Source organism: Candidatus Planktophila vernalis, assembly GCF_002288185.1.
Classification (GTDB): Bacteria; Actinomycetota; Actinomycetes; order Nanopelagicales; family Nanopelagicaceae; genus Planktophila; species Planktophila vernalis.
Map to the genome: position 1 here is coordinate 949,161 of NZ_CP016776.1, position 21,206 is coordinate 970,366.

20 protein-coding genes are annotated in these 21,206 nt (G+C 46.2%); 4 read left to right on the forward strand and 16 right to left on the reverse strand.

From position 1 onward, the window contains the following. Window positions 1–88 precede the first annotated feature (88 nt). Window positions 89–1,897: an ASKHA domain-containing protein gene (locus A7sIIA15_RS04975; protein ID WP_257789709.1), complete on the forward strand. Its 1,809-nt coding sequence runs from the start codon at window positions 89–91 to the stop codon at window positions 1,895–1,897. Continuing rightward, window positions 1,894–2,478 carry a DUF1638 domain-containing protein gene (locus A7sIIA15_RS04980; RefSeq protein WP_095686066.1) on the forward strand — a complete coding sequence of 195 codons (585 nt, stop codon included), beginning with the start codon at window positions 1,894–1,896 and terminating at the stop codon, window positions 2,476–2,478. The genes A7sIIA15_RS04975 and A7sIIA15_RS04980 overlap by 4 nt, the downstream gene beginning before the upstream one ends. Here the strand turns inward: A7sIIA15_RS04980 and fdhF are convergent. The 9 genes from fdhF to A7sIIA15_RS05025 all read right to left on the reverse strand — a co-directional run bounded on the left by fdhF (window position 2,464) and on the right by A7sIIA15_RS05025 (window position 14,790). Beyond that, window positions 2,464–5,457, reverse strand: coding sequence for a formate dehydrogenase subunit alpha (gene fdhF / locus A7sIIA15_RS04985; RefSeq protein WP_095686067.1), 2,994 nt, complete (start codon window positions 5,455–5,457; stop codon window positions 2,464–2,466). The two genes, A7sIIA15_RS04980 and fdhF, sit on opposite strands and share 15 nt — an antisense overlap. After that, the gene (locus A7sIIA15_RS04990) at window positions 5,454–6,983 is read right to left on the reverse strand and encodes a formate dehydrogenase beta subunit (RefSeq protein ID WP_095686068.1); all 1,530 of its coding nucleotides are present in this window, start codon (window positions 6,981–6,983) and stop codon (window positions 5,454–5,456) included. The genes fdhF and A7sIIA15_RS04990 overlap by 4 nt, the downstream gene beginning before the upstream one ends. Continuing rightward, entirely contained in the window at window positions 6,980–7,405 is a 426-nt protein-coding gene (locus A7sIIA15_RS04995) for an NAD(P)H-dependent oxidoreductase subunit E (RefSeq protein ID WP_095686069.1), read from the reverse strand. The genes A7sIIA15_RS04990 and A7sIIA15_RS04995 overlap by 4 nt, the downstream gene beginning before the upstream one ends. Then, window positions 7,405–9,069 carry a formate--tetrahydrofolate ligase gene (locus A7sIIA15_RS05000; protein WP_095686070.1) on the reverse strand — a complete coding sequence of 555 codons (1,665 nt, stop codon included), beginning with the start codon at window positions 9,067–9,069 and terminating at the stop codon, window positions 7,405–7,407. The genes A7sIIA15_RS04995 and A7sIIA15_RS05000 overlap by 1 nt, the downstream gene beginning before the upstream one ends. Window positions 9,070–9,073: 4 nt before the next feature. Continuing rightward, window positions 9,074–10,033 (reverse strand): electron transfer flavoprotein subunit alpha/FixB family protein, encoded by a 960-nt coding sequence (locus tag A7sIIA15_RS05005; RefSeq protein ID WP_095686071.1) that lies wholly within the window; start codon window positions 10,031–10,033, stop codon window positions 9,074–9,076. Further along, window positions 10,033–10,788, reverse strand: coding sequence for an electron transfer flavoprotein subunit beta/FixA family protein (locus tag A7sIIA15_RS05010; RefSeq protein WP_017955853.1), 756 nt, complete (start codon window positions 10,786–10,788; stop codon window positions 10,033–10,035). Before A7sIIA15_RS05010 ends, A7sIIA15_RS05005 begins: the two co-directional genes overlap by 1 nt. Beyond that, on the reverse strand, window positions 10,788–13,307 hold the full coding sequence (locus A7sIIA15_RS05015) for a GcvT family protein (protein ID WP_095686072.1): 2,520 nt from the start codon (window positions 13,305–13,307) through the stop codon (window positions 10,788–10,790). The genes A7sIIA15_RS05010 and A7sIIA15_RS05015 overlap by 1 nt, the downstream gene beginning before the upstream one ends. A gap of 30 nt (window positions 13,308–13,337) precedes the next feature. Beyond that, window positions 13,338–14,000, reverse strand: a complete 663-nt coding sequence (locus A7sIIA15_RS05020; RefSeq protein WP_223298238.1) for a GntR family transcriptional regulator — start codon at window positions 13,998–14,000, stop codon at window positions 13,338–13,340. A gap of 61 nt (window positions 14,001–14,061) precedes the next feature. Continuing rightward, window positions 14,062–14,790 carry a sulfite exporter TauE/SafE family protein gene (locus tag A7sIIA15_RS05025; protein ID WP_095686074.1) on the reverse strand — a complete coding sequence of 243 codons (729 nt, stop codon included), beginning with the start codon at window positions 14,788–14,790 and terminating at the stop codon, window positions 14,062–14,064. Between the two features lie 22 nt (window positions 14,791–14,812). Between A7sIIA15_RS05025 and A7sIIA15_RS05030 the strand changes: the two genes are divergently transcribed. Beyond that, complete coding sequence (locus A7sIIA15_RS05030) at window positions 14,813–15,058, forward strand: MoaD/ThiS family protein (RefSeq protein ID WP_095686075.1); 246 nt, start codon at window positions 14,813–14,815, stop codon at window positions 15,056–15,058. Here the strand turns inward: A7sIIA15_RS05030 and moaA are convergent. The 6 genes from moaA to mobA are packed head-to-tail and all read right to left on the reverse strand — an operon-like array spanning window position 15,055 to window position 19,165. Then, on the reverse strand, window positions 15,055–16,056 hold the full coding sequence (gene moaA / locus A7sIIA15_RS05035) for a GTP 3',8-cyclase MoaA (RefSeq protein WP_095686076.1): 1,002 nt from the start codon (window positions 16,054–16,056) through the stop codon (window positions 15,055–15,057). The two genes, A7sIIA15_RS05030 and moaA, sit on opposite strands and share 4 nt — an antisense overlap. Next, on the reverse strand, window positions 16,053–16,475 hold the full coding sequence (locus A7sIIA15_RS05040) for a molybdenum cofactor biosynthesis protein MoaE (protein ID WP_095686077.1): 423 nt from the start codon (window positions 16,473–16,475) through the stop codon (window positions 16,053–16,055). Before A7sIIA15_RS05040 ends, moaA begins: the two co-directional genes overlap by 4 nt. Next, window positions 16,475–16,948 (reverse strand): MogA/MoaB family molybdenum cofactor biosynthesis protein, encoded by a 474-nt coding sequence (locus A7sIIA15_RS05045; protein ID WP_095686078.1) that lies wholly within the window; start codon window positions 16,946–16,948, stop codon window positions 16,475–16,477. Before A7sIIA15_RS05045 ends, A7sIIA15_RS05040 begins: the two co-directional genes overlap by 1 nt. Window positions 16,949–16,950: 2 nt before the next feature. After that, entirely contained in the window at window positions 16,951–17,424 is a 474-nt protein-coding gene (moaC, locus tag A7sIIA15_RS05050) for a cyclic pyranopterin monophosphate synthase MoaC (RefSeq protein WP_095686079.1), read from the reverse strand. Beyond that, window positions 17,421–18,584, reverse strand: a complete 1,164-nt coding sequence (locus A7sIIA15_RS05055) for a molybdopterin molybdotransferase MoeA (RefSeq protein WP_095686080.1) — start codon at window positions 18,582–18,584, stop codon at window positions 17,421–17,423. The genes moaC and A7sIIA15_RS05055 overlap by 4 nt, the downstream gene beginning before the upstream one ends. Then, window positions 18,581–19,165, reverse strand: a complete 585-nt coding sequence (gene mobA, locus A7sIIA15_RS05060; RefSeq protein WP_095686081.1) for a molybdenum cofactor guanylyltransferase — start codon at window positions 19,163–19,165, stop codon at window positions 18,581–18,583. The genes A7sIIA15_RS05055 and mobA overlap by 4 nt, the downstream gene beginning before the upstream one ends. Before the next feature lie 18 nt (window positions 19,166–19,183). Between mobA and A7sIIA15_RS05065 the strand changes: the two genes are divergently transcribed. Then, window positions 19,184–20,740 carry a TIGR03767 family metallophosphoesterase gene (locus A7sIIA15_RS05065; RefSeq protein ID WP_095686082.1) on the forward strand — a complete coding sequence of 519 codons (1,557 nt, stop codon included), beginning with the start codon at window positions 19,184–19,186 and terminating at the stop codon, window positions 20,738–20,740. On the opposite strand, the gene A7sIIA15_RS05070 is transcribed toward A7sIIA15_RS05065, so the two are convergent. Then, the gene (locus A7sIIA15_RS05070) at window positions 20,737–21,198 is read right to left on the reverse strand and encodes an MgtC/SapB family protein (RefSeq protein WP_095686083.1); all 462 of its coding nucleotides are present in this window, start codon (window positions 21,196–21,198) and stop codon (window positions 20,737–20,739) included. The two genes, A7sIIA15_RS05065 and A7sIIA15_RS05070, sit on opposite strands and share 4 nt — an antisense overlap. Window positions 21,199–21,206 lie beyond the last annotated feature (8 nt).

Genomic DNA, 21,206 nt, shown 5'->3' on the forward strand with positions numbered 1-21,206 from the left:
AAAAGAGTTAGACCCATCCCTGATACCAACGCATGACGGTACAGGGCGAGTCAAGCTTGCCTTCACATCCCTTGAAAAAGATGGATCTATTGGATCTCAGAAAACAATTACCGTTCCAACAGGTGTGAGCGCATTTGATGCTGCATCGTGGAATGGAATTGGTATTGATTCAACGTGTGGTGGTTATGGCACATGCAAAAAGTGTCGTATCAAAGTTACTGAAGGAGATGTTGAACCATCAAAGTTAGATTTTCGTGCCTTTACTGCAACTGAAATCAAAGAGGGTTGGCGCCTTGCCTGTTTAGTGCGCACAGCTAAAGATATTTCAGTAGATGTTCCAGCTCTTACTACCCGTCCAAAAGCTGCAACTGTAGGTGTTGGCCGACAGGTTATTTTGCGCCCAGCAGTTCAAAAGCGTTACATCGAATTGGAAGAGCCATCTCTTTCTGATCAACGCACCGACATTGTGCGCATCTTTGATGCCGTTGATGACATTGAGGCTAATGCAAGCCTTGCATCGATGCGAGAGCTCCCCCGCATCTTGCGAGCATCCAATTACAAAGTAACTGCCGTCTTTGTTGATCAAGAGTTTTTAGGTATTGAAGCTGGCGACACAACCGGCCTTCGCTATGGCATTGCTTATGACTTAGGCACAACAACTGTTGTGGCAACTCTGCTTGATCTCAATACTGGAACTCCAGTAGCCGTTAAATCAATGCTTAATAAGCAGCAACCATTTGGCGCAGATGTGATCACACGCATTAGTGCAACGATGCTAGATCCTGATGCGCTGGCAAAACTGAGTGGATTAGCCCAAGAAACCCTTAATCAACTGACCCAAGAGGTCTGTGTTGAGGCCGGAGTTAATCCTCACAATGTTTATGAATTAGCAATCGCAGGCAATGCCACAATGACGCAGCTTCTCCTTGGCATTGATCCAGAACCGCTAGGCGTTGCTCCATTTATTATGGCAAGTGCTTACTATCCAAATATTGATGTCAAAGAGATTGGCATTGCAGTTCATCCACTTGCAAAGGCAGTTATCTTGCCTTCACTTGGTGCCTATGTTGGTGGAGACATCATCGCTGGCGCTCTAGCCTCTGGAATGGATCGCGATAAGCGCCTGCGCTTGTTCATCGATGTTGGCACTAACTGTGAAATTGTTTTAGGCGATGGTGACAAGATTCTTGCAACCGCTGCCCCTGCCGGTCCTGCCTTTGAAGCTGCCAGCATTAAATGCGGCGTGAGAGCAGCATCTGGTGCAATTGAAACGATCAAGGTTGTTGATGGCGAGCTTGAAATTGGAACTATTGATGACACTCCTGCAGTTGGTATCTGTGGTTCAGGATTAGTTGATGCATGTGCATCTCTAGTTCAAGTGGGCTTGCTTGATCACTCAGGAAAGTTTGTTTCAGATGAAGCAGCGCTAACTATTTCGCCAAAACTTGCTAGCCGTTTGGTTACTCGCGAGGGTGAGCGTGTCTTTGTTCTTACTTGGAGCAAAGAAGTGGGCGATCTATCTGATTGCGTCTTTCTCACTCAGCGTGATGTGCGCGAACTTCAGTTTGCAAAGGCTGCTATTGCCACAGGTTGGGCGCTACTGCTTGAAGAGTTTGGTGTGCAGGAATCTGAAATTCAGCAAGTACTACTTGCTGGCTCTTTTGGTTCTTACCTATCCCCTTCTTCTGCAGTCAAAATTGGTTTAGTTCCAAAGCTTTCAGTGATGCGCATTATGTCTGCAGGTAACGTTGCAGGAGAAGGCGCAAAGATGGTTTTGCTATCTGCCCAAGAGCGAAATGGCGCACAATCTTTACTGGAAGCAATTGACTACATCGAATTATCTGATCGCGAAGATTTCAACGATAAGTTCGTTGAACGTCTCGCTTTTCCTGCATGAGCGTTGGCGTAGTTGCCTGCGGGGCACTTGCTACCCATATTGCCGATATTGCAGAGGCAGAATCACTCGATATCACTATCTATCCTCTTCCTCCCTTGCTCCACAATCGTCCAGAAAAGATTGCCGGTGAAGTTGATTCGCTGCTCACTGAAATCAAAGGCAAGCATTCAAAGTGCGCAGTTGCATACGCTGACTGTGGAACATATGGAGCACTCGACACGGTCATTGCAACCCATGGCGTGAAGCGTCTAGGTGGAAACCATTGCTATGACATCTTTGCAGGTTCCAAAAAGATCGAAGAGATCATGGAATCAGATGCTGGTACCTACTTTTTGACAGACTTTCTTGTTAAGTCATTTCATCGAAGTGTCATGGTTGAACTGGGTTTAGATAAGCGGCCTGAGCTTCGCGATGATTACTTCAAAAACTACTCACGAGTGATCTGGTTGGCCCAGCAACCAAGTAAAGAATTAGAAGAACTCGCCGCACAAGCTGCAGCAAGTATTGGTTTGCCTCTAGAGATTCAAAACGTTGGTTACGGGCAGCTAGCTCAGCAAGTCAAAGAATTACTTAGCAACTAACATAACTTCAAGAGCCTTTAGGGCAATTGGTGAGAGTAAAGATTTATCAACATCTTTGTGTAAACGCTCAATCATTACTGGGGTCCAGAACTGAACTATGTGGTGAGCCATTTTAACTTCAGGAGCATCTGTTGCCGGAAAGTTTGCGGCAATCTGATTAGCCATACGAATAATTGATGCTAGTTGAACATCTCCATCAATATGAGTCTCAATCATTGCACCTGGGCCTTGGGCACTAGGAGTAATCTCAACAGCAGTTACTTTGTATTCAGGACAGTTCGTTGCCCAGTCAGAGAAATCAGTTGTAATGACGTTAGCGCCACTTTCTGGGAAGTGGAAAGTTGTGTAAACAACTCCAGCAGGGACTTCATCTGTAATTCGCGCACGCATGATTGTTTCGCCCACACGGCTAGAGAGTTTGACCCAAGAACCATCGGTAACACCGCGTAGCTCGGCATCTGATTCATGCAGATCCAAAATATCTTCGGTATGCCAGATGTTGTTGGCTGTGCGACGCGTTTGAGCTCCCACGTTGTACTGGCTCAATACACGGCCAGTAGTGAGCAAGAGCGGGAATTTACGTGTCGCCTTTTCATCTGTTGCAACATAAGGAGTGCGCATGAACTGACCTAAGCCACGCATGAAAGTCTCCAAGTGCATAGTTGGAGTTCCTTCAGGATTTGCCTCATTACATGGCCACTGCAAACTTCCAACCTCATCAAGCTTTTTGAAGGAAACTCCAGCAAATGTTGGTGTTGTTGCTGCAATCTCATCCATGATTTCGGCCCCACTGCCATAAGACATTGGATAGCCCATGGCAGTAGAAAGATCACAAGTGACTTCGTATTCACTCTTTCCCGTTGCCGATTTCATTACTGGTCGAACACGGTTAATACGGCGTTCTGCGTTAGTGAAAGTTCCGTCTTTTTCTAAAAATGATGTACCCGGCAAGAAGACATGTGCAAACTTAGAAGTCTCATTTAAGAATAGATCCTGAACAATGACCATATCCATGGCGCGAAGTGCTGCGTGAACGTGAGAGGTATTTGGATCAGACTGGGCGATATCTTCACCGTGAACATAGAGTCCACGATAGTTACCAGCAAGTGCTGCATCAAACATATTTGGAATACGCATTCCAGGCTCTGAATCTAATGTGACGCCCCATTTGTCATTAAAAATCTTGCGGGTATCTGCATTTGAAATGTGACGGTAGCCAGGTAGCTCATGTGGGAATGAACCCATATCGCATGAGCCTTGAACGTTGTTTTGTCCGCGCAGTGGATTAACTCCAACACCTTTACGGCCAATGTTTCCTGTAACCATGGCAAGGTTTGCAATACCCATCACCATTGTTGAACCTTGACTGTGCTCTGTTACACCAAGACCGTAGTAAATAGAGCCATTAGGAGCTGATGCAAATAAGCGTGCAGCTTTGCGAATCTCTCCTGCTGGAACACGTGAAGATGCTTCTAGTACTTCTGGTGAGTTCTCAGGAAGTGAAATGAATGCTTCCCACTCCTTAAATGACTTCTCCTCACATCGTGCATCAATAAAGTCACGCTTTGCCAAACCTTCAGTAACAATGACGTGAGCCAGTGCGTTGATCACTGCAACATTTGTCCCTGGCATTAGCTGCAAGTGATGGGCTGCAACAACACCTGGTGTGCGAACAAGGGCAATAACGCGTGGATCGACGACAATGAGTTGAGCGCCTTTACGAAGGGCCTTCTTCATGCGTGATGCAAATACTGGGTGAGCAGATGTTGGGTTAGCACCAATCAACAAGATCACATCACTGTGCTCAACAGACTCAAAATCCTGCGTTCCAGCTGATGTTCCAAATGCTTGACCAAGTCCATAACCTGTTGGTGAGTGGCACACACGAGCGCAGGTATCAACATTGTTATTAGCAAAAGCTGCACGGACCATCTTCTGGACTACGAATACTTCTTCATTGGTACAGCGTGAAGATGTAATTCCACCAATTGCATTTCGGCCAGATTCGGCCTGAATCTTCTTTAAACCTGCCGCCGCAAAGGAAATCGCCTCTTCCCATGAAACTTCTTTCCAGGCATCTGTGATTGCATTTCGAATCATTGGCTTTGTAATGCGATCTGAGTGAGTGGCATAGCCATAAGCAAAGCGGCCCTTAACGCAAGAGTGGCCTTCATTTGCGCCGCCATCTTTGAGCGGAACCATGCGAACTAACTTGTCTCCACGCATCTCGGCTTTGAAGGAACAGCCAACCCCACAGTAAGCACAGGTTGTAATGACAGAGGATGTTGGTGCGCCGATGGTTAAAAGAGTCTTTTCAGTTAATGCACCAGTTGGGCAAGCCTGAACACATGCACCACAAGAAACGCATTCACTTTCAAGAAATGATGTGCCAGAGGATGAAACGCGTGCTTCAAAGCCGCGGTTCTCAATTGTTAATGCAAAGGTGCCTTGGACTTCATCACATGCTCGCACACATCGATTACAAACAATGCACTCAGTTGAATCAAACGTGAAATATGGATTGGACTCATCTTTTGCTATATCAAGGTGAGTAGAAGTTGCTGCATAGCGGCTCTCCGTAATTCCAATCTTCTTTGCAACTCCATGGACTTCGCACTCATCCCCTGTTGCGCACTCTGCTGGGTGATCAGAGAGATAGAGCTCCATGACACCTTTGCGAAGTCGATCTAGCTTTTCAGATTGGGTAACAACTTTCATTCCATCTGCAACCGGAGTTGTGCAAGAAGAAGGAGTTCCGTTGCGTCCATCTACTTGGATTACACACAAGCGACATGAACCAAAAGCCTTTAGACGATCAGTTGAACAGAGCTTTGGAATATCAATTCCCACCATTGATGCTGCGCGCATGATGGACGTATCTGCCGGAACTGTTATTGATTTCCCGTCGATTTCAAGGCTGACTTGTTGGGCTTTATTGCTAGCCGGCGTACCAAAGTCATGCTCGTGGATCATTGTCATCGTCGACTCACCTCTCCAGTGAAATCTTCGGGGAAGTTAATCATCGCACTTTTTACTGGCATTGGGGTTAAACCGCCCATGGCACACAGCGATCCATCGGTCATAACCTCACATAAATCCAAGAGAAGCTTCTTGTTCTCATCCACCTTCACGCCTTGAATAATTAAGTCGATTGTCTCAACACCGCGCGTGGAACCGATTCTGCATGGTGTGCACTTACCGCAGGACTCAAGAGCGCAAAATGCCATTGCAAAGCGGGCTTGCTGCGCTAAATCTACTGAATCATCAAATACAACTACTCCGCCATGTCCGAGCATTCCGCCAGCTGCCAACATGGATTCATAATCTAAAGACGTTTCAAACTTATCTGTTCCAAAGTAAGCACCTAACGGACCACCGACTTGAACAGCGCGTAGCGGCGCACCACTCAATGTTCCCCCACCATAGCCATTGACGATCTCTTCAATCGATATACCAAAAGGCTTTTCAACAATTCCACCCCGTTTGATATTGCCAGCTAATTGGAAAACCTGTGTTCCAAGTGATCTGCCAACACCACGTGCTTTATATGCCGGTGCACCATCTGCCAACACTGCAGGAATTGTTGAAAGTGTTAACACGTTATTGATAACAGTTGGTTTGCCAAACAAACCCTCTAGTGCTGGCAGTGGTGGCTTGGCACGAACCACTCCACGCTTTCCTTCAATACTCTCCAACATTGCAGTTTCTTCACCGCACACATAAGAACCAGCACCCACGCGAATCTTTAACTCAAATGCATGCTTGCTTCCAAGAACTGAACTTCCAAGCCAGCCGAATGCATGAGCAATATCGATGGCCTTTTGCAAAGTTTTGATTGCGTAAGGATATTCAGAGCGTAAGTAGACAATGCCTTCTGTGGCACCCACAGCAATAGCTGCAATAGTCATGCCTTCAATGAGTGTGTATGGATCACCTTCAATGAGCATACGGTCGGCAAAAGTTCCGCTGTCACCTTCGTCAGCATTGCAACAAATGTATTTCTGATCACTCACTGCATCGGCAACCGTCTTCCACTTAATGCCAGCTGGAAATCCAGCCCCGCCACGTCCGCGCACGCCTGATTCTTTTACTTCTTCAATAATTGCTTCTGTGCTCAGTGAAATAGCACGGCGCAAGCCAACTAATCCCCCATGTGCTTCATAGTCAGAAAGTGAAAGTGGATCAATGATTCCAACGCGTTTGAAGGTCACACGATCTTGGCTAGCTAACCACTCAATCTTCTCGCTCTCACCCAAAGATAATTTGTGAGCACCACCATTTATGAAATCGGCGGCAATAAGTGAATCAATATCTTCAACGTTTACTGGTCCATAGGCAACGCGGCCCTTATCCGTCTCAACTTCCACCATTGGCTCTAACCACAGCGCACCGCGTGAACCATTGCGAATAATTGTTGCGCCACTTACCTTTTGTGCAATTGCTGCAGCAACATCATCTGCCCCAACTGAAATTGCGGCACTATCGCCTGGAACATAGATCTTCATGTGCGCACCTTTGCAATCTTTTCAACGCTGGCACGTCCAATAATTGCCCCGTTCACCATGGCGTTAGGTCCTAATGCACAGTTACCAAAGCAGTAACCATCATGGACTTCTTTGCCAAACTTGGCTTTCACATCTTTTTCTAACTGGCGAGATCCCACCGCTTGGCATGCCTCTGCCACACAGACAGAAATATGGTTATCAGCTGGTGGCTCGGTAAGTAGATCGTGATAGAACGTTAATACTCCGTGAACATCAGCCCGAGTGTTGTTGAAGAAATTAGCAACTAAAGCCACATCTTCCTTGTGTACATAACCAAACTCTTTTTGCAGAGCTTGCAAGGCCATGAGGACTGCTCCTTTTTCATCGCGCAGGGTCGCAAGAACGGCTAACGCCGCATCTTGTGACCAAGTCGAATACTTCATTAGAACAGACCAACAACCTTTCCATCGATGTAATCAATGCGCTCAGCTGATGGCACCTTAGGAAGACCTGGCATTGTCATGATTTCTCCGCAGATCATCACGATAAATTCGGCGCCTGCTGAAAGTTTCACTTCGCGCACATTGATGGAGTGTCCACTTGGTGCACCGCGCAATGCTGCATCAGTACTAAAGGAATACTGCGTTTTTGCCACACAGATTGGGAAATGCCCGTAGCCAGATGCCTCTAGCTCCTTGAGCTTGAGGCGCACTTTGGCATCAGCTGTTACTTCTTTAGCCCCGTAAATCTTGGTGGCTACTTTGTTGATTTTCTCCCACAACGAATCACTATCTTCATAAACAAAAGTCATTGATTGTGGCTGCTCACATAGTTCAACAATGGCATGTGCCAAATCAGCAGCACCTTTACCGCCATCAGCCCAGTGAGTTGCAAGCACAATCTTCACGCCAAGCTTTTCAACACGCGAACGAAGAAGATCAACTTCTGCCTTTGTATCACTTGTGAAGTTATTGATGGAAACAACTAAAGGAAGGTTATAAACCTTAGTGATGTTATTAATGTGACGCTCAAGATTTACAAGACCTGCCTCAAGTGCTGGCAAGTTCTCCTCTGTGATTGTCTTTAGGTCTGCGCCGCCGTGGTATTTGATTGCACGAATTGTGGCAACCAATACGCAAGCAGAAGGACGTAGTCCAGATTTGCGACATTTAATGTCAATAAACTTCTCAGCACCAAGATCTGCACCAAATCCAGCTTCAGTAACAACATAGTCAGCTAGCTTCATGGCAGAAGTCGTAGCAACAACAGAGTTGCAACCATGGGCGATATTGGCAAATGGTCCACCGTGAATAAAGGCTGGTGTATTTTCTAATGTTTGCACCAAGTTTGGCTGGAAAGCATCCTTTAAGATCACAGTCATTGCACCTTGTGCATTGAGCTCAGAGGCCAATACCGGAGTCTTATCGCGCTTGTAACCAACAACAATCTTGCCGATTTTCTCTTTTAGATCTTCAATCGAAGTTGCAAGACAGAAGATTGCCATGATTTCAGAGGCAACAACGATGTCGAAGCCATCACTGCGTGGGTATCCATTACCAACGCCTCCAATGGATTGAATGATTTCGCGCAAAGCACGGTCATTCATATCTACTACTCGCTTCCATGTGACACGGCGAATATCGATAGCTAATTCATTACCATGGTGGATGTGGTTATCAATAAGGGCTGCAAGTAAGTTGTTTGCAAGTGCTATAGCGTTGAAATCTCCAGTGAAGTGAAGATTGATATCTTCCATAGGAACAACCTGGGCGTAACCGCCACCTGCTGCTCCACCTTTCATTCCAAAGACTGGTCCAAGAGATGGTTCACGCAAAGCAATCATTGCATTCTTGCCAATATGACGTAGAGCATCACCTAGACCAACAGTTGTAGTTGTCTTTCCTTCACCTGCAGGTGTCGGGCTAATGGCAGTTACCAAAATCAACTTTGAGTTATCGCGCTTTGGAAGTGTAGTTAAGTACTTAAGGTTTACCTTCGCCTTGTACTTTCCATAAGCCTCTAAGTTATCTGCATCAATTCCTAAGCTGGCACCGATTTCGGTGACTGGCTTCATTGTTGCAGCTTGTGCAATTTCGATATCTGACATTTTTTTATCCCTTGGCTTGGCGAATTGCGCTGGTTAGCGCAGGTATTACCTGATGCAGATCACCGATGATTGCGTAATCTGCATAGCTGAGAATTGGAGCCTCTGGATCTGTATTGATTACTACGATTGTCTTGCTGTTCTTCATACCTGCGATGTGCTGCATCGCACCTGAGATACCAGCTGCGATATAGAGATCTGGTGCAACTTTTGTTCCTGTCTGTCCTACTTGCTCAGCGTGTGGACGCCATCCTGAACTTGTTACAACGCGAGAACAACCAACTGTTCCCCCAAGCAAATTAGCAAGTTCTTCAATCTGACCAAACCCATCTGGGCCACCAACACCACGTCCACCAGAAACGATTACCTTGGCATCATTGAGTGTTACTCCACCCTTAGATTCACCAGCATCACGACTTAAGACCTTAACTGCATAGTCAGAAGGCTCTAACGCTGGTTCGAAGTCAACAACAGTTGCGGCTCCACCATTGGCAGATTCAGGTTCTGTTGAAAATGCTAGAACAGTTGCAATCAAGAGCTCTGCGTGAACATTTGCAGATTCAATGAGATTTCCTGCCCACCGTGCACGAAGCACATGGTGAGGTGAACCTAAAGTGATCTCTGAACACTCAGCTGCCATTGGAAGGTCTAGAAAAGCAGCTAAATGCGCTAACTGTTCATTTCCACGTGGGCTTCCAGCGGCTAACACAGCTGATGGCTTTAGCTTTTCAACTAAGTCTTTAAGGGCACGACCAGATGCCATTGGTGTGTAATCAGTGAGGTTGGCATGAGAGGCAACGTGTAAAACCTTTGCGCCATATTCACCGACGATGCCAGCAAGTGCTGCGCCTTCTTTACCGATAACAATTGCTTCAACATCTTGACCTAACTTGCGGGCTGCAGTGAGTGCGCGTAGTGAGAGTTGATCTAGTTCACCACGGTCATGATCTACAAGTACAAGAATCATTAGAAAGCCCCAATCTTTTTCAAGATATCTACCAGTGCAGGAACTGCATCTGCGCCATTACCTAAAACTTCAGCGCCTTTTGCCTTAGAAGGTGCAAGTGCCAAAGTAACTTTTTCTAACTTAGGAACTCTTGCTTCAGCCTTTTTCATATCAACTGGCTTCTTGCGCGCTTGCATGCGACCTGGCACTGATGGATAACGTGGAATGTTTAATCCATCGCGCACGGTGACAATTGCAGGAAGTGCAACTTCATAATGCTCACGTCCGGCAGCAACCACGCGATCACACACAGCAACGCCATTTTCTACCTTCATTGATTTAACGTTGGTGATAATCGGGCGATTGAGTGCATGCGCCACACGGATATGGATTTGATATCCAGCACTATCAGCAGATTCTGCGCCAAAAATGATTAAGTCAAACTTTGTCTCTTCGGCATTGATTGCATCAACTAGAGCAGCAGCAGTTCCTTGTGGATCCCACTCTTGTCCATCGGTTTCAATCAACACGGCGCGAGTGGCACCGATAGCTAGCTGTGAACGTAGTTGTTCTTCAGCATCACTAGGTCCAAGAGTAAGCAGAGTCAGTGTTCCACCCATTTGTTCTACGAGTTGAACACCAGCTTCAACTGCGTTTTCCTCATGGGGACTAATACCAAAACCTAAATGCTTGGTTTCGATATCGCGTGAATCTGGAGTCAGAATCAATGTTCCACCAGCTAGTGGAACGCGCTTTAGGCAGACAAGTACGTCCATTATGCAAGGATCCGTTCATTTGATGGGTCAAATACTGATGTTGGGCCAACTTCAGCTACTGAACATGGATAGTGCTCACCAAGATATTCAACGATGAACTTGTTTCCAGCAACAGCTAACTCAGTTGGAAGGTAAGACATAAGGATGTGCTTACCAAGGGAAGGAGCAGAACCAGCACTCGTTACATATGAACGACGTCCATGTGCATCTGTAATTGGCTTCTTATCCAATGTAAGGATTGGCTCATTACCCATCATGTAGCGCTTCACACCAGTAGATGATGTGTGATCATCAACAAAGAGTGTGCACAGCATTGCAACTGGCTTTTCAGCGCGGTGCTTTACGTGCGCTTCTTTACCAATGAAATCTGCCTCTTTGAGCTTTGGAGATTGCATTCCAGCTTCAACTACTGTGTATTCAGTTTCAAGCTCTGGTCCATATGCGCGGTAGCACTTCTCTAGACGACCAGTAGTTCCATACACACCAATTCCAACTGGAATTAATCCATGGTTCTTTCCAGCTTCCCAGAGCGCATCCCAAAGAGCAGGACCATCAGCCATAGGAACATAGAACTCCCAGCCAAGATCGCCAACGTAGGAAATGCGAGATGCAAGAACTTTCACGCCCTTGATTTCAATCTCTCTACAAGTACTGAACTTAAATGACTCATGGCTCATATCTTCAGATGTAACTTCTTGAACAATCTTTCTAGCATTTGGACCCCACACACCAAGGGTGGTGTAGTCAGAAGTAATGTCTTTGATCTTTGCAGAGCCGTCGGCTGGCAATAAATCAGCAAACCACTTCTTATCTGCCATACCGTGTGCACCACCGGTAACAACGCGGAAGTGATCGGTATCAAGACGCATGATTGTTAAATCTGATTTAAATCCACCATTTGGACCAAGTACAGGTGTGTAAACAACGCGGCCAATAGCAACATCCATCTGACGCAGGGCTGCCTTTTGTACAACAGCCAAAGCTGAAGGGCCAGTGATATCAAAGTATGCAAAGGCAGTTAAATCAACGATTCCTGCTGTCTCACGCATTTGTAAGTGCTCTGCATTGATAATTGGTGACCACCAACGTGATTCCCATTCAGCAGCACGTGGCATTACTTTGTCGCCAAACTTTGCAACTAAATCCTTATTGGATTCATACCAGAACGGACGTTCCCATCCGGCAGTCTCATAGAAGACAGCGCCGAGAGCTGCTTCGCGCTCATAGTAAGGAGACAGGCGTACTTTACGATTTGATTCATACTGCTCAAGTGGGTGAACGATTCCATAAGTCTTGTTGAATGATTCAGCCACACGAGACTTAATGTGCTTCTCTTCCTTGTGGTGCTCATGGAAGCGAGCAATGTTTGATGCGTGAAGATCAATATGTGAATCTCCTAGAACCATCCATTCAGCTACAGACTTTGCAGTTCCTGGACCTTCCTTAATCCAGACCGCAGCAACCGACCACAGATTCTTAACTTCTGGAGTTTCGCCAAGAATAGGCATTCCATCTGGTGTGTAAGAAAGAATTCCGTTACATGCATACTTCTCACGCACTGATTCATCTCCAACAATAGATGGCATCAATTCATAGGCATGCTCATCTTGGATATCGAAATCTGCTTGAGTAAATGCAAACTCTGTTGGAGAAAGAGCTGCAGTTGCATTTGAAGGAATGTCATCTGGTGTGTAGAGAATTGGACGGTGAGCATAGGAACCAATTTCAAGTCCAGTTCCATGTTGGCGCTCATACATGAACACATCCATGTCACGAACGATTGGCCATTCAATATCACCCTTGGTGTCTTTGAAGAATGGAACTGGTCCAATGTCCTTCATCTGGTGAACTGCAGGTGTTAATGGAATATGTGCTCCAGCCATTGCAGCTAGCTTTGGTGACCAGCAACCTGTAGCGATAACAACGTATTCAGCTTCAATTGTTCCTTGATCGGTAACAACTGCCTTTACAACTCCGTTTTCAACCTTAATGTCTTGAACTTCAACGTTGGCAAATGATTGCGCAGCGCCCATCTCCTGTGCTTTCTCGCGCATGATTGTTCCTGTGCGAAGTGAGTCAACGACGCCCACAGTTGGCTGGTAATACCCGCCTAAAATGATGCTTTCATCGATGTATGGCACTAATTCTTTTACTTCTGCAGGAGTAAGGATTCGACCACCTTCGATTCCCCAAGACTTTGCAGATGTAATACGACGTGCCAGCTCTTGCATACGCTCTTCTGAACGTGCAACTTCAATTCCACCCGTTTCAGTGAAAGTTCCAAACTCTTTGTATTGGCGCATACTTTCAGCCGTAATTGCAGTCATCTCTTTTGAGTGATCCACAGGAAAGATGAAGTTAGATGCGTGGCCAGTTGAGCCACCAGGGTTAGGAAGAGGTCCCTTATCAATCTGGACTATGTCTTTCCAACCGAGCTTTGCAAGGTGATAGACCATACCGTTGCCGACGATTCCAGCGCCGATAACAACGCACTTTGCCTTTGCAGGTAACTTACTCATAGCTTCATTTCCTTTTTCTGTTGGTGGTGGTTATAAAGACTTACGGATTTCTGATTCAAAACCTTCAACGTGCTCTTTCATTGCCTTTGATGCTGCCTTTGGATCATTACTTGCGATTGCTTCTAGTAAAGCTCGGTGTTCGATAATTGCATCAGCTAAATGCTCAACGCGATCAAGGGCTAAGAACCAGATGCGAAGGGCATGGGCGTAGTAGTTATCAAGGGCTGATGCTAGAAATTCATTGTGGGTGCATTGGTAGATGTGATGATGAATTCGCTGGTCTAACCCAATCAAAGTTGGCATATCTAAATCACCTTTGATTGCGTTGATTTCCTTAATTAATGCTTTTGTAATCTCTTGGTCAGCAGCAGTTGATCGAGTGGCAGCAAGTTCTGCAGCCTTAATCTCAAGAACTGCTCGGGTTTCAGAGAGCTGTGAAAGATTTGCAACATCAACACGGGAAACAAACATGCCACGACGTGGATAAACCTCAACAAGCTTTTCATTTGCCAGCGAGCGCAAAGCTTCACGAATGGGTGTGCGACCCATCTTTAATGTGCTCATCAATGCACTCTCACTAATGAGTGATCCTGGTTCAAGTTCTAACGTAATAATCATTGAGCGAATACGACTATAGGCCGCCTCGGATAAGGAGGAGCTCTCTCTAGAGAGAATATGGATAGCTTGGCTCACATCGGCGATGATATATCAGTGATATACCAATGAAAAGGGGCGCGAGGGGGTGGTTTTAGCCTTAGTAGTACTTGGTAAATAGCCAGGCTGAGGCACCAAAGCCCACGGTGAGAATCAACCCTCGATAGACGGCCACTGGCATTTTCGCCGCATAGCGTCCCCCATAGGTTCCACCAATGCTGGCACCTATTAATAGAGCGATTACTGCTCCCCAATGGGCCAATCCGCTAAAGATATAGATGACGTTAGAGACCAAAGAGGTCCAGCCAACAATTAAATTCTTAGCAGTGTTCAGTGTCTTGGGATCGCGTCTGATGTCGCGGGCAAGGACAGCAATCACCATCACGCCTTGGCCTGGACCGAAGTAACCGCAGTACAAACCGCTTCCTGCAATTCCTATCTTTTCAACCAGGCCATGCCTGGCACCGCGATCAGGCTTAGCTTTAATCAAAAATGACAAGCTGGCAAAGAGAAGAAGAAAAGGAACCATCTTTTCAAATACACCTGGTGGCACATTGAGCAGTAAGAGTGCACCAATCGTTGAACCAGCAATAGATATGTAGATGAGTTTCTTGTATTCCTGAAAGTAAGCACGCATTTGATGGCGCACAGCGATGAGTGCAAAGAAGTTTGCTGGTGTCACACCTAAGGCATTTGAAATGGCCGCACTTACCGGCGACATTCCTGTTGCGAGTAGGACTGGGTAAGAGATAACCGATGCTCCCCCAGCCATTCCATTAATTCCACCGACAAGGATGCCAGTGAAGAAGATAATGATGTACTCGAGCATTGGGTAACCATACAATGCAGTTATGGCTATGGATATAGAGATTCGCTACTTTGCAGCTGCGCGAGCCGCGGCTGGAGTAAGCGTTGAGCGCGCAAATCCAGCATCACTCTCAATGATCCTCACACAAGTCACTGCCAGTAATCCAGCGTTAGCTCACGTTATTGATCAATGCTCATTCTTAGTTGATTCAGTTGCGGTCAATGACATGGATATGCCTGTTCATGCCGGCAGCTTTATTGATGTCCTGCCACGTTTTGCAGGTGGCTAACCACCAATTGCTGACATTGGCCTAAGCGGTGCAATAAAAGAGGGATCGTTAATACCGTGGCCAGGTAGCTTGCTAATCACGGTTTTTTGGAAGCGGGCCGCTATTTCCACTCGCTTTGCTGCTTCATCCTTGTTCTCATCTCGCAACACTTTTCTCACATCAACTTCTTCATTTGAGAATAAGCATGAGCGCAATTGGCCATCAGATGTTAAGCGCAAGCGATCACATGCCCCACAAAACGGCCTTGTCACACTGCCAATAATTCCAACTGTTGCTTGTGTGCCATTGATATAGAACTCCTCAGCAGGTGCTGAACCACGTCCATCCACTGGAGTTAATTCGTAGTGTGTGGATAGATCTGCATAAATCTCATCGGCAGTCACCATTGTTGCTCTGTCCCAAATTCCACCAGCATCAAGCGGCATCTGCTCGATAAATCGTAATGCAAATTCATTCTTTAGCGCCCATTCCAACAGCGCTGGTGCTTCATCATCATTTATCCCCTTAAGCAAAACCGTATTTACTTTAATGGGAAACAGCCCTGCAGCTTTGGCAGCATCTAATCCCTCGATGACATCATCAAAACGGTCCCTATAAGTCAGTTTTTTGAAACGCTCGCGGCTTAATGTATCCAAGCTGATATTGATTCGATTCAATCCAGCTTTTGCTAAGGGCTGCGCTAATTCCTTTAACTTCAAACCATTGGTAGTTAAAGTCAAACGCGGGGCGTTAGCAAGGCCGGCAATACGGTCAACAATTTCAACAATATCTGGGCGAAGCAAAGGTTCGCCACCAGTTAAGCGAACCTCATTAATTCCTTGTTCTACGGCTACTTCAATAACAGTGAGAAGTTCATTAGTGGTCAGCAAATCATCATTGGGAATCCATGCGGCAAAATCATTGGGCATGCAATAGGTGCAGCGAAGTGAACAACGATCAGTCAGTGAAACGCGAAGATTGCGGTGCTCGCGGCCATAGGTATCAATAAGTTTGCTCATGCGCAGTTAACCCACTCATCACTGCCATCAGTGAACTTTTGGTGCTTCCAAATAGGCAGCTTGGCTTTAACTTCATCCACTATTGCAGCGCAGGCATCAAAGGCAGCTTGGCGATGAGCGGCAGAAACTGCCACGGCAAATGCTGTTTCACCGATAGCAATATCCCCATAACGATGGGCAACAGCTACTTTTTCAATCTCAAATCGACCGATTACCGATTGTGTTATCAGTTTGATTTGCTCTGGAGCACTTGGATGAATCTCATAAAGAAGTGATGCGACTTCTTTGCCACCATCATGGTCTCGAACATCTCCGCAAAATGTCACTACTGCGCCGCTGTGTGGATTAGCAACGAGTTTGGACAATTCCTGAATATGGACGGGTGCATCAGTAACAACTGCATAAACAAGCTCTGGCATTAGTGATCCTTGCCATCGAGCTGATCGAGAATATGGCCCGCTAAACGTTCGATGATTACTAGGCCATCTTTAATTGCTCCCTGAGAACCAGGCAGATTAATTATTAGTGACGTTCCATGTGTTCCGACTAAACCTCTTGTTAGATCAGATGTTGGAACCTTTTCGCGCGAATGAGCACGAAGTGCTTCGCTAAAGCCTGGGATGAGCTTTTCAATAAACGGGGCAGTTGCTTCAGGTGTTACATCTGTCGGAGAGACTCCTGTTCCACCTGTTGTGACTATAAGACGAGTTTTATCTGCTAGGGCCAAAGTAAGTTGCTCTGAGATTAAATCAATGGAATCTGCAACTACATGTGGTCCAGAGACTTCATAGCCAAGAGCGGTAAGACCTTTGGCAAGTGATTCACCACTTAAGTCTGCATACTCCCCGCGTGATGCACGATTACTTGCCGTGATTACAACTGCGGTGCGCATACTCACTTGCGCTTCCAATCGCCATTCTTTCCACCGGATTTTGAATCAACGTGAATAGCGCTAATTTCTGCAGATGGATCTAGGGCTTTAATCATGTCAATAATTGTTAAGCCTGCAACGCTTACGGCAGTTAACGCCTCCATCTCAACACCAGTGCGATCTGAAGTAATCACATGTGAGGAAATATCTACACCTGTATCAGTAATTGCTAGTTCAATAGAAATCTTATTTATTGCTATGGGATGACATAGTGGAATCAACTCACTTGTCTTCTTGGCGGCCATGATTCCAGCGATTCGAGCGGTAGATAGAACATCACCCTTAGGTGTTGTGCCATCACGAAGCAGTGCAACAACTTCGCTGGAGAGTTTTACCTTTCCTGATGCCACTGCTTCGCGCACCGTTACATCACGGCCAGTCACATCAACCATGTTGGCTTCACCTGAACTATTTAGGTGGGTTAATCCATCGCTCATGCCGGTAAGTCTAACCAGCGCACTTGCTCGCCAACACCGGTCAAAGCCTTCGTAACAATGGCAAAGCCATCAGAGTGCGCTAATCCACGCAGCATTGCAGAGCCTAAATACGGCGCAACATGGAACTGACCATCAATGAGATTTCCAATGATTAAACGGGTGAAATCTTGCGGTGCGCTTAATTCACTAGCTGTTATGACTTTTGCTAACTTCTTGTGAGTCTGGCCTAGTTGAGAACCAATGACTGGTTGGCCAAGGGATGCAAGTGCAACGATTGCAGATTGTGGATTTCCAGGAAGACCAAGAATGGCAACATCACCTTTGCGCGCTAACAACATGGGGTGTCCTGGTCGCACTTTCACAGTGTCAACCAAAATATTGGCACCAACTGCTTCAAGTGCGCTGTGTAGATAATCGCGTGGGCCTTGCGCTGTTCCACCTGTTGTGATGACGATATCTGCCTTTTCGCAAGCATCTTTTAGCGCAGTGATCACTAGATCTAATTGATCAGAAATGTATTGGGTACTAATTATTTGTGCGCCCATAGCGTTTAACCAGCCAGGTAGCTGTGGTCCAAGTGCATCCCTGACTAAGCCATCGCGTGGAATACCTTTGAGTTGAATTTCATCACCGAGTAAAACAAGTGCGACTCTAGGCGCTGTTACAACATCTATTTCATCAAAGCCTGCTGCGGCAAGTAAACCAATCATTGCTGGGTTTAACACTGTGCCCTTATTTACAATCACGTCGCCGGCTTTGCATTCATGGGCTGGTGGTCGAATATCTTGATCTTTAACTACTGCCCCGTTTAACTCTGTTCCATCTACTTGTGCAGATTCCCAACGAATGATTCCAAATGTTCCTTCGGGTATGACTGCACCTGTTGCAATTCCAACGGCTGCACCAGATTCGAGTACACCTTTCATCGGCAATCCAGCTTTTACTTCACCCACTATTTTCCAAGGGCCAGGACCACTGACTGCATAACCATCCATCGCAGAAGTTGCATAGGTTGGAAGATCAACGAGTGATTTGGCATCTACGGCCAAAGTTCTGTTAACACATTGCGCAACTGGCAAGGATTCTGATTTCAGCTGCTTAAACGTGGACTGTGCTATCCCACGAGCATCATCCCAACTTCCCTCTATAAGTGCGCTCATATCTTTGCCAGGTATTCCATGGCAACTACTAAATCATGGGGAGTATCAACATCAATCATGGCTTTTTCAATCTCTGGACTCATTTGGATTTCATGAACATTTAGATGTGAAATCAAAGTTCGCATAGATGCACCGTGGGGATTGCCAATTTTAGACAGCGCGCTCTCTAGCGCTTCGCGTCGATAGAGGGCAGCTAGAGGTTGCTTAAAGCCCTGTGAATCAACATACATAAGCGCATCATCATGTGAAGTCATTGCACTTAATAAATGAATCATGTGGGCTGCTGCAAAAGGCATATCGGTGGCAAGAACTCCAACAATCTCACTTTCACACAGCTCGAGTGCAGCTGCGATGCCTGCTACTGGCCCACCACCAACTGGATTTTCTTGGACACAACGGTATGGAGCTCCAGTAAATAATGGATCTGCTCCCACCACGATGATTTCAAATTCTCCTGGAACGCTTGCGAGTATGTGGTGAATCAACTGCTGATGACCCAATATTGCTTGGGATTTATCTGCGCCAAAGCGAGAACTCGTGCCGCCACTTAAGACGATGATGCTTCCGGCTTTGCTTTCCACTTGGCTAGGATACTGACTATGGCATTTGCTCGTGGAGAAGCGAACTCACTGGGCTGGCGCAACCTTGTAAACGTGGCCGCTGAACCACATTGTGGACATACCTTTCCCGCATCGAGCACACCTCTCTTAGTTCTACATCACCTCTCTGATCTACATGTCTGCGATGCACAATCTCCTACCCGGCCAGAGTATTTAGATCGTCACGCCGATCCTGATAGCCCAATTCGTGCACAAGTGGGAACCATTGGTACTTACCGACCACATGCGATGTTGTCACCACATGTTGTTGAATCAATGGTGCAATCACTTAACTCAATCACTGTTGGACCTTTGTCTGGGCATAAAATTGTTGGAGCGATTATTACGGGAGACACAACTGATAACGCACAGAAAAATGAAGTTGATTGGTATTTAGCTTTACTAGATGGCTTAGAGATTCGTCCTGATTCAGGTGATTTTTCAAAATATGAGGGCGTCATTGATGATGGATCAGAACATTACGACGTTCGCTATTGGCATCCACATGGAACTCCTGCAGGAAAAGAAGATGATCAAGCCCGTGCTAAGTATGGATTCCCAATCATTCCTAATCTTCTAAATTCTTGTCGCACACCTTTTAAAGCAACTGGGTTAAATTTTCCTTGGTATGCCGTGCACGGCAATCATGATGCACTTTTGCAAGGAACAGTTACACCTACCCCTGTAGTAAATAAGGAGATGGTTGGCGGTAAGCGCTATATAGGTCTGCCATCTTCTGCAAATCTCTTTGAAACATTGATGCAGTTCGGTGAAGTTGGCCCAGCTGGATACCTTGCTGCAGATGATGCACCTTATGTTGAAGTAAGTGCAGAGATAGAGCGTCGCGCAATTGAGCGCGGTGAATATGCACAATTACACCTTGATTCACCAGGTACTCCACGTGGTCATGGATTTAGCACAGATAACGTTCGCGATAAGACAATGTATTACTCAATGCTTGTGCAGGGCGTAAAACTGATTGTTATAGATAGCGTCAATCACTTCGGTGGCTGGCAGGGTTCTTTGGATGAAGAGCAGTTTGCTTGGATTGAAAAGGAAGTTGCTGCATCCGATAGGCCTGTCGTTTTAGCTTCACATCATCCTTTGAGCACAATGTTTAATGATTATGCGCCGAGTGGCCGTCGAGTATGCGTTGATGAAATCCGTGAAATGTTACTCAAATATCCAAAAGTGATTGCATGGCTAGCTGGTCATGAACACCGCCACCATGTTGAGTGGATTGGTGATGTAGAAGAAGTAAGTGGTTTCTGGCAGATTGAAACTGCATCCCATGCAGATTGGCCACAGCAATCTCGCACAGTTGAAATGGTTACCGATGCATCTGGTGACTTTTACTTTGGTTTAACTGTTGTTGATCATGCAGCCGGAACTGACCATGGCTCTGCTACTACCCCCCTAGAAATTGCCGCACTTTCTCGAACCGTTAGCGCTAACGTCTGGCAAAAGCGACCAGAGCTTGGCGCAAAGCATGGAATTGATTGGTGGTTAGGACGACCAACTGATCGAAATGTTGTACTAAAAATTAACAAGCGCTAGTCATGCCGATTTGTTGTTGCCTCAATAACTTGCGTTGATCGCAAAATAATCAAAATAACTAGAGTTAAACCTGCTGCAGCTACTTGAAAGCCCAGTCCTACGCCCACACCAACTGCTGCTGTTGCAAAAACAGTTGCAGCTGTTGTGACGCCACCAATTCCAGAAGAACCTGCGCGAGTATTTGTGAAAATTAAGCCCGCGCCAAGAAAACCAATTCCAGTTATAACTGCATGCAGCGCACGGGTTGGGTCGCCAAATTGAGCTTCGACATCCATGACAGCGCCAATAGCAACAATTACTGCAGAGGATGCGCACACCAGGGCCATAGTTCTAGGTCCTGCAGATTTACCGGCCCGGTCGCGTTCCCAGCCGATGAGTGAGCCAAGAACTGCCGCTATCACGGCATTGATAACTACCGCCGCTTGTTCCCATAAATCAACTGAATGTAGATCAATCATGCTTCTAG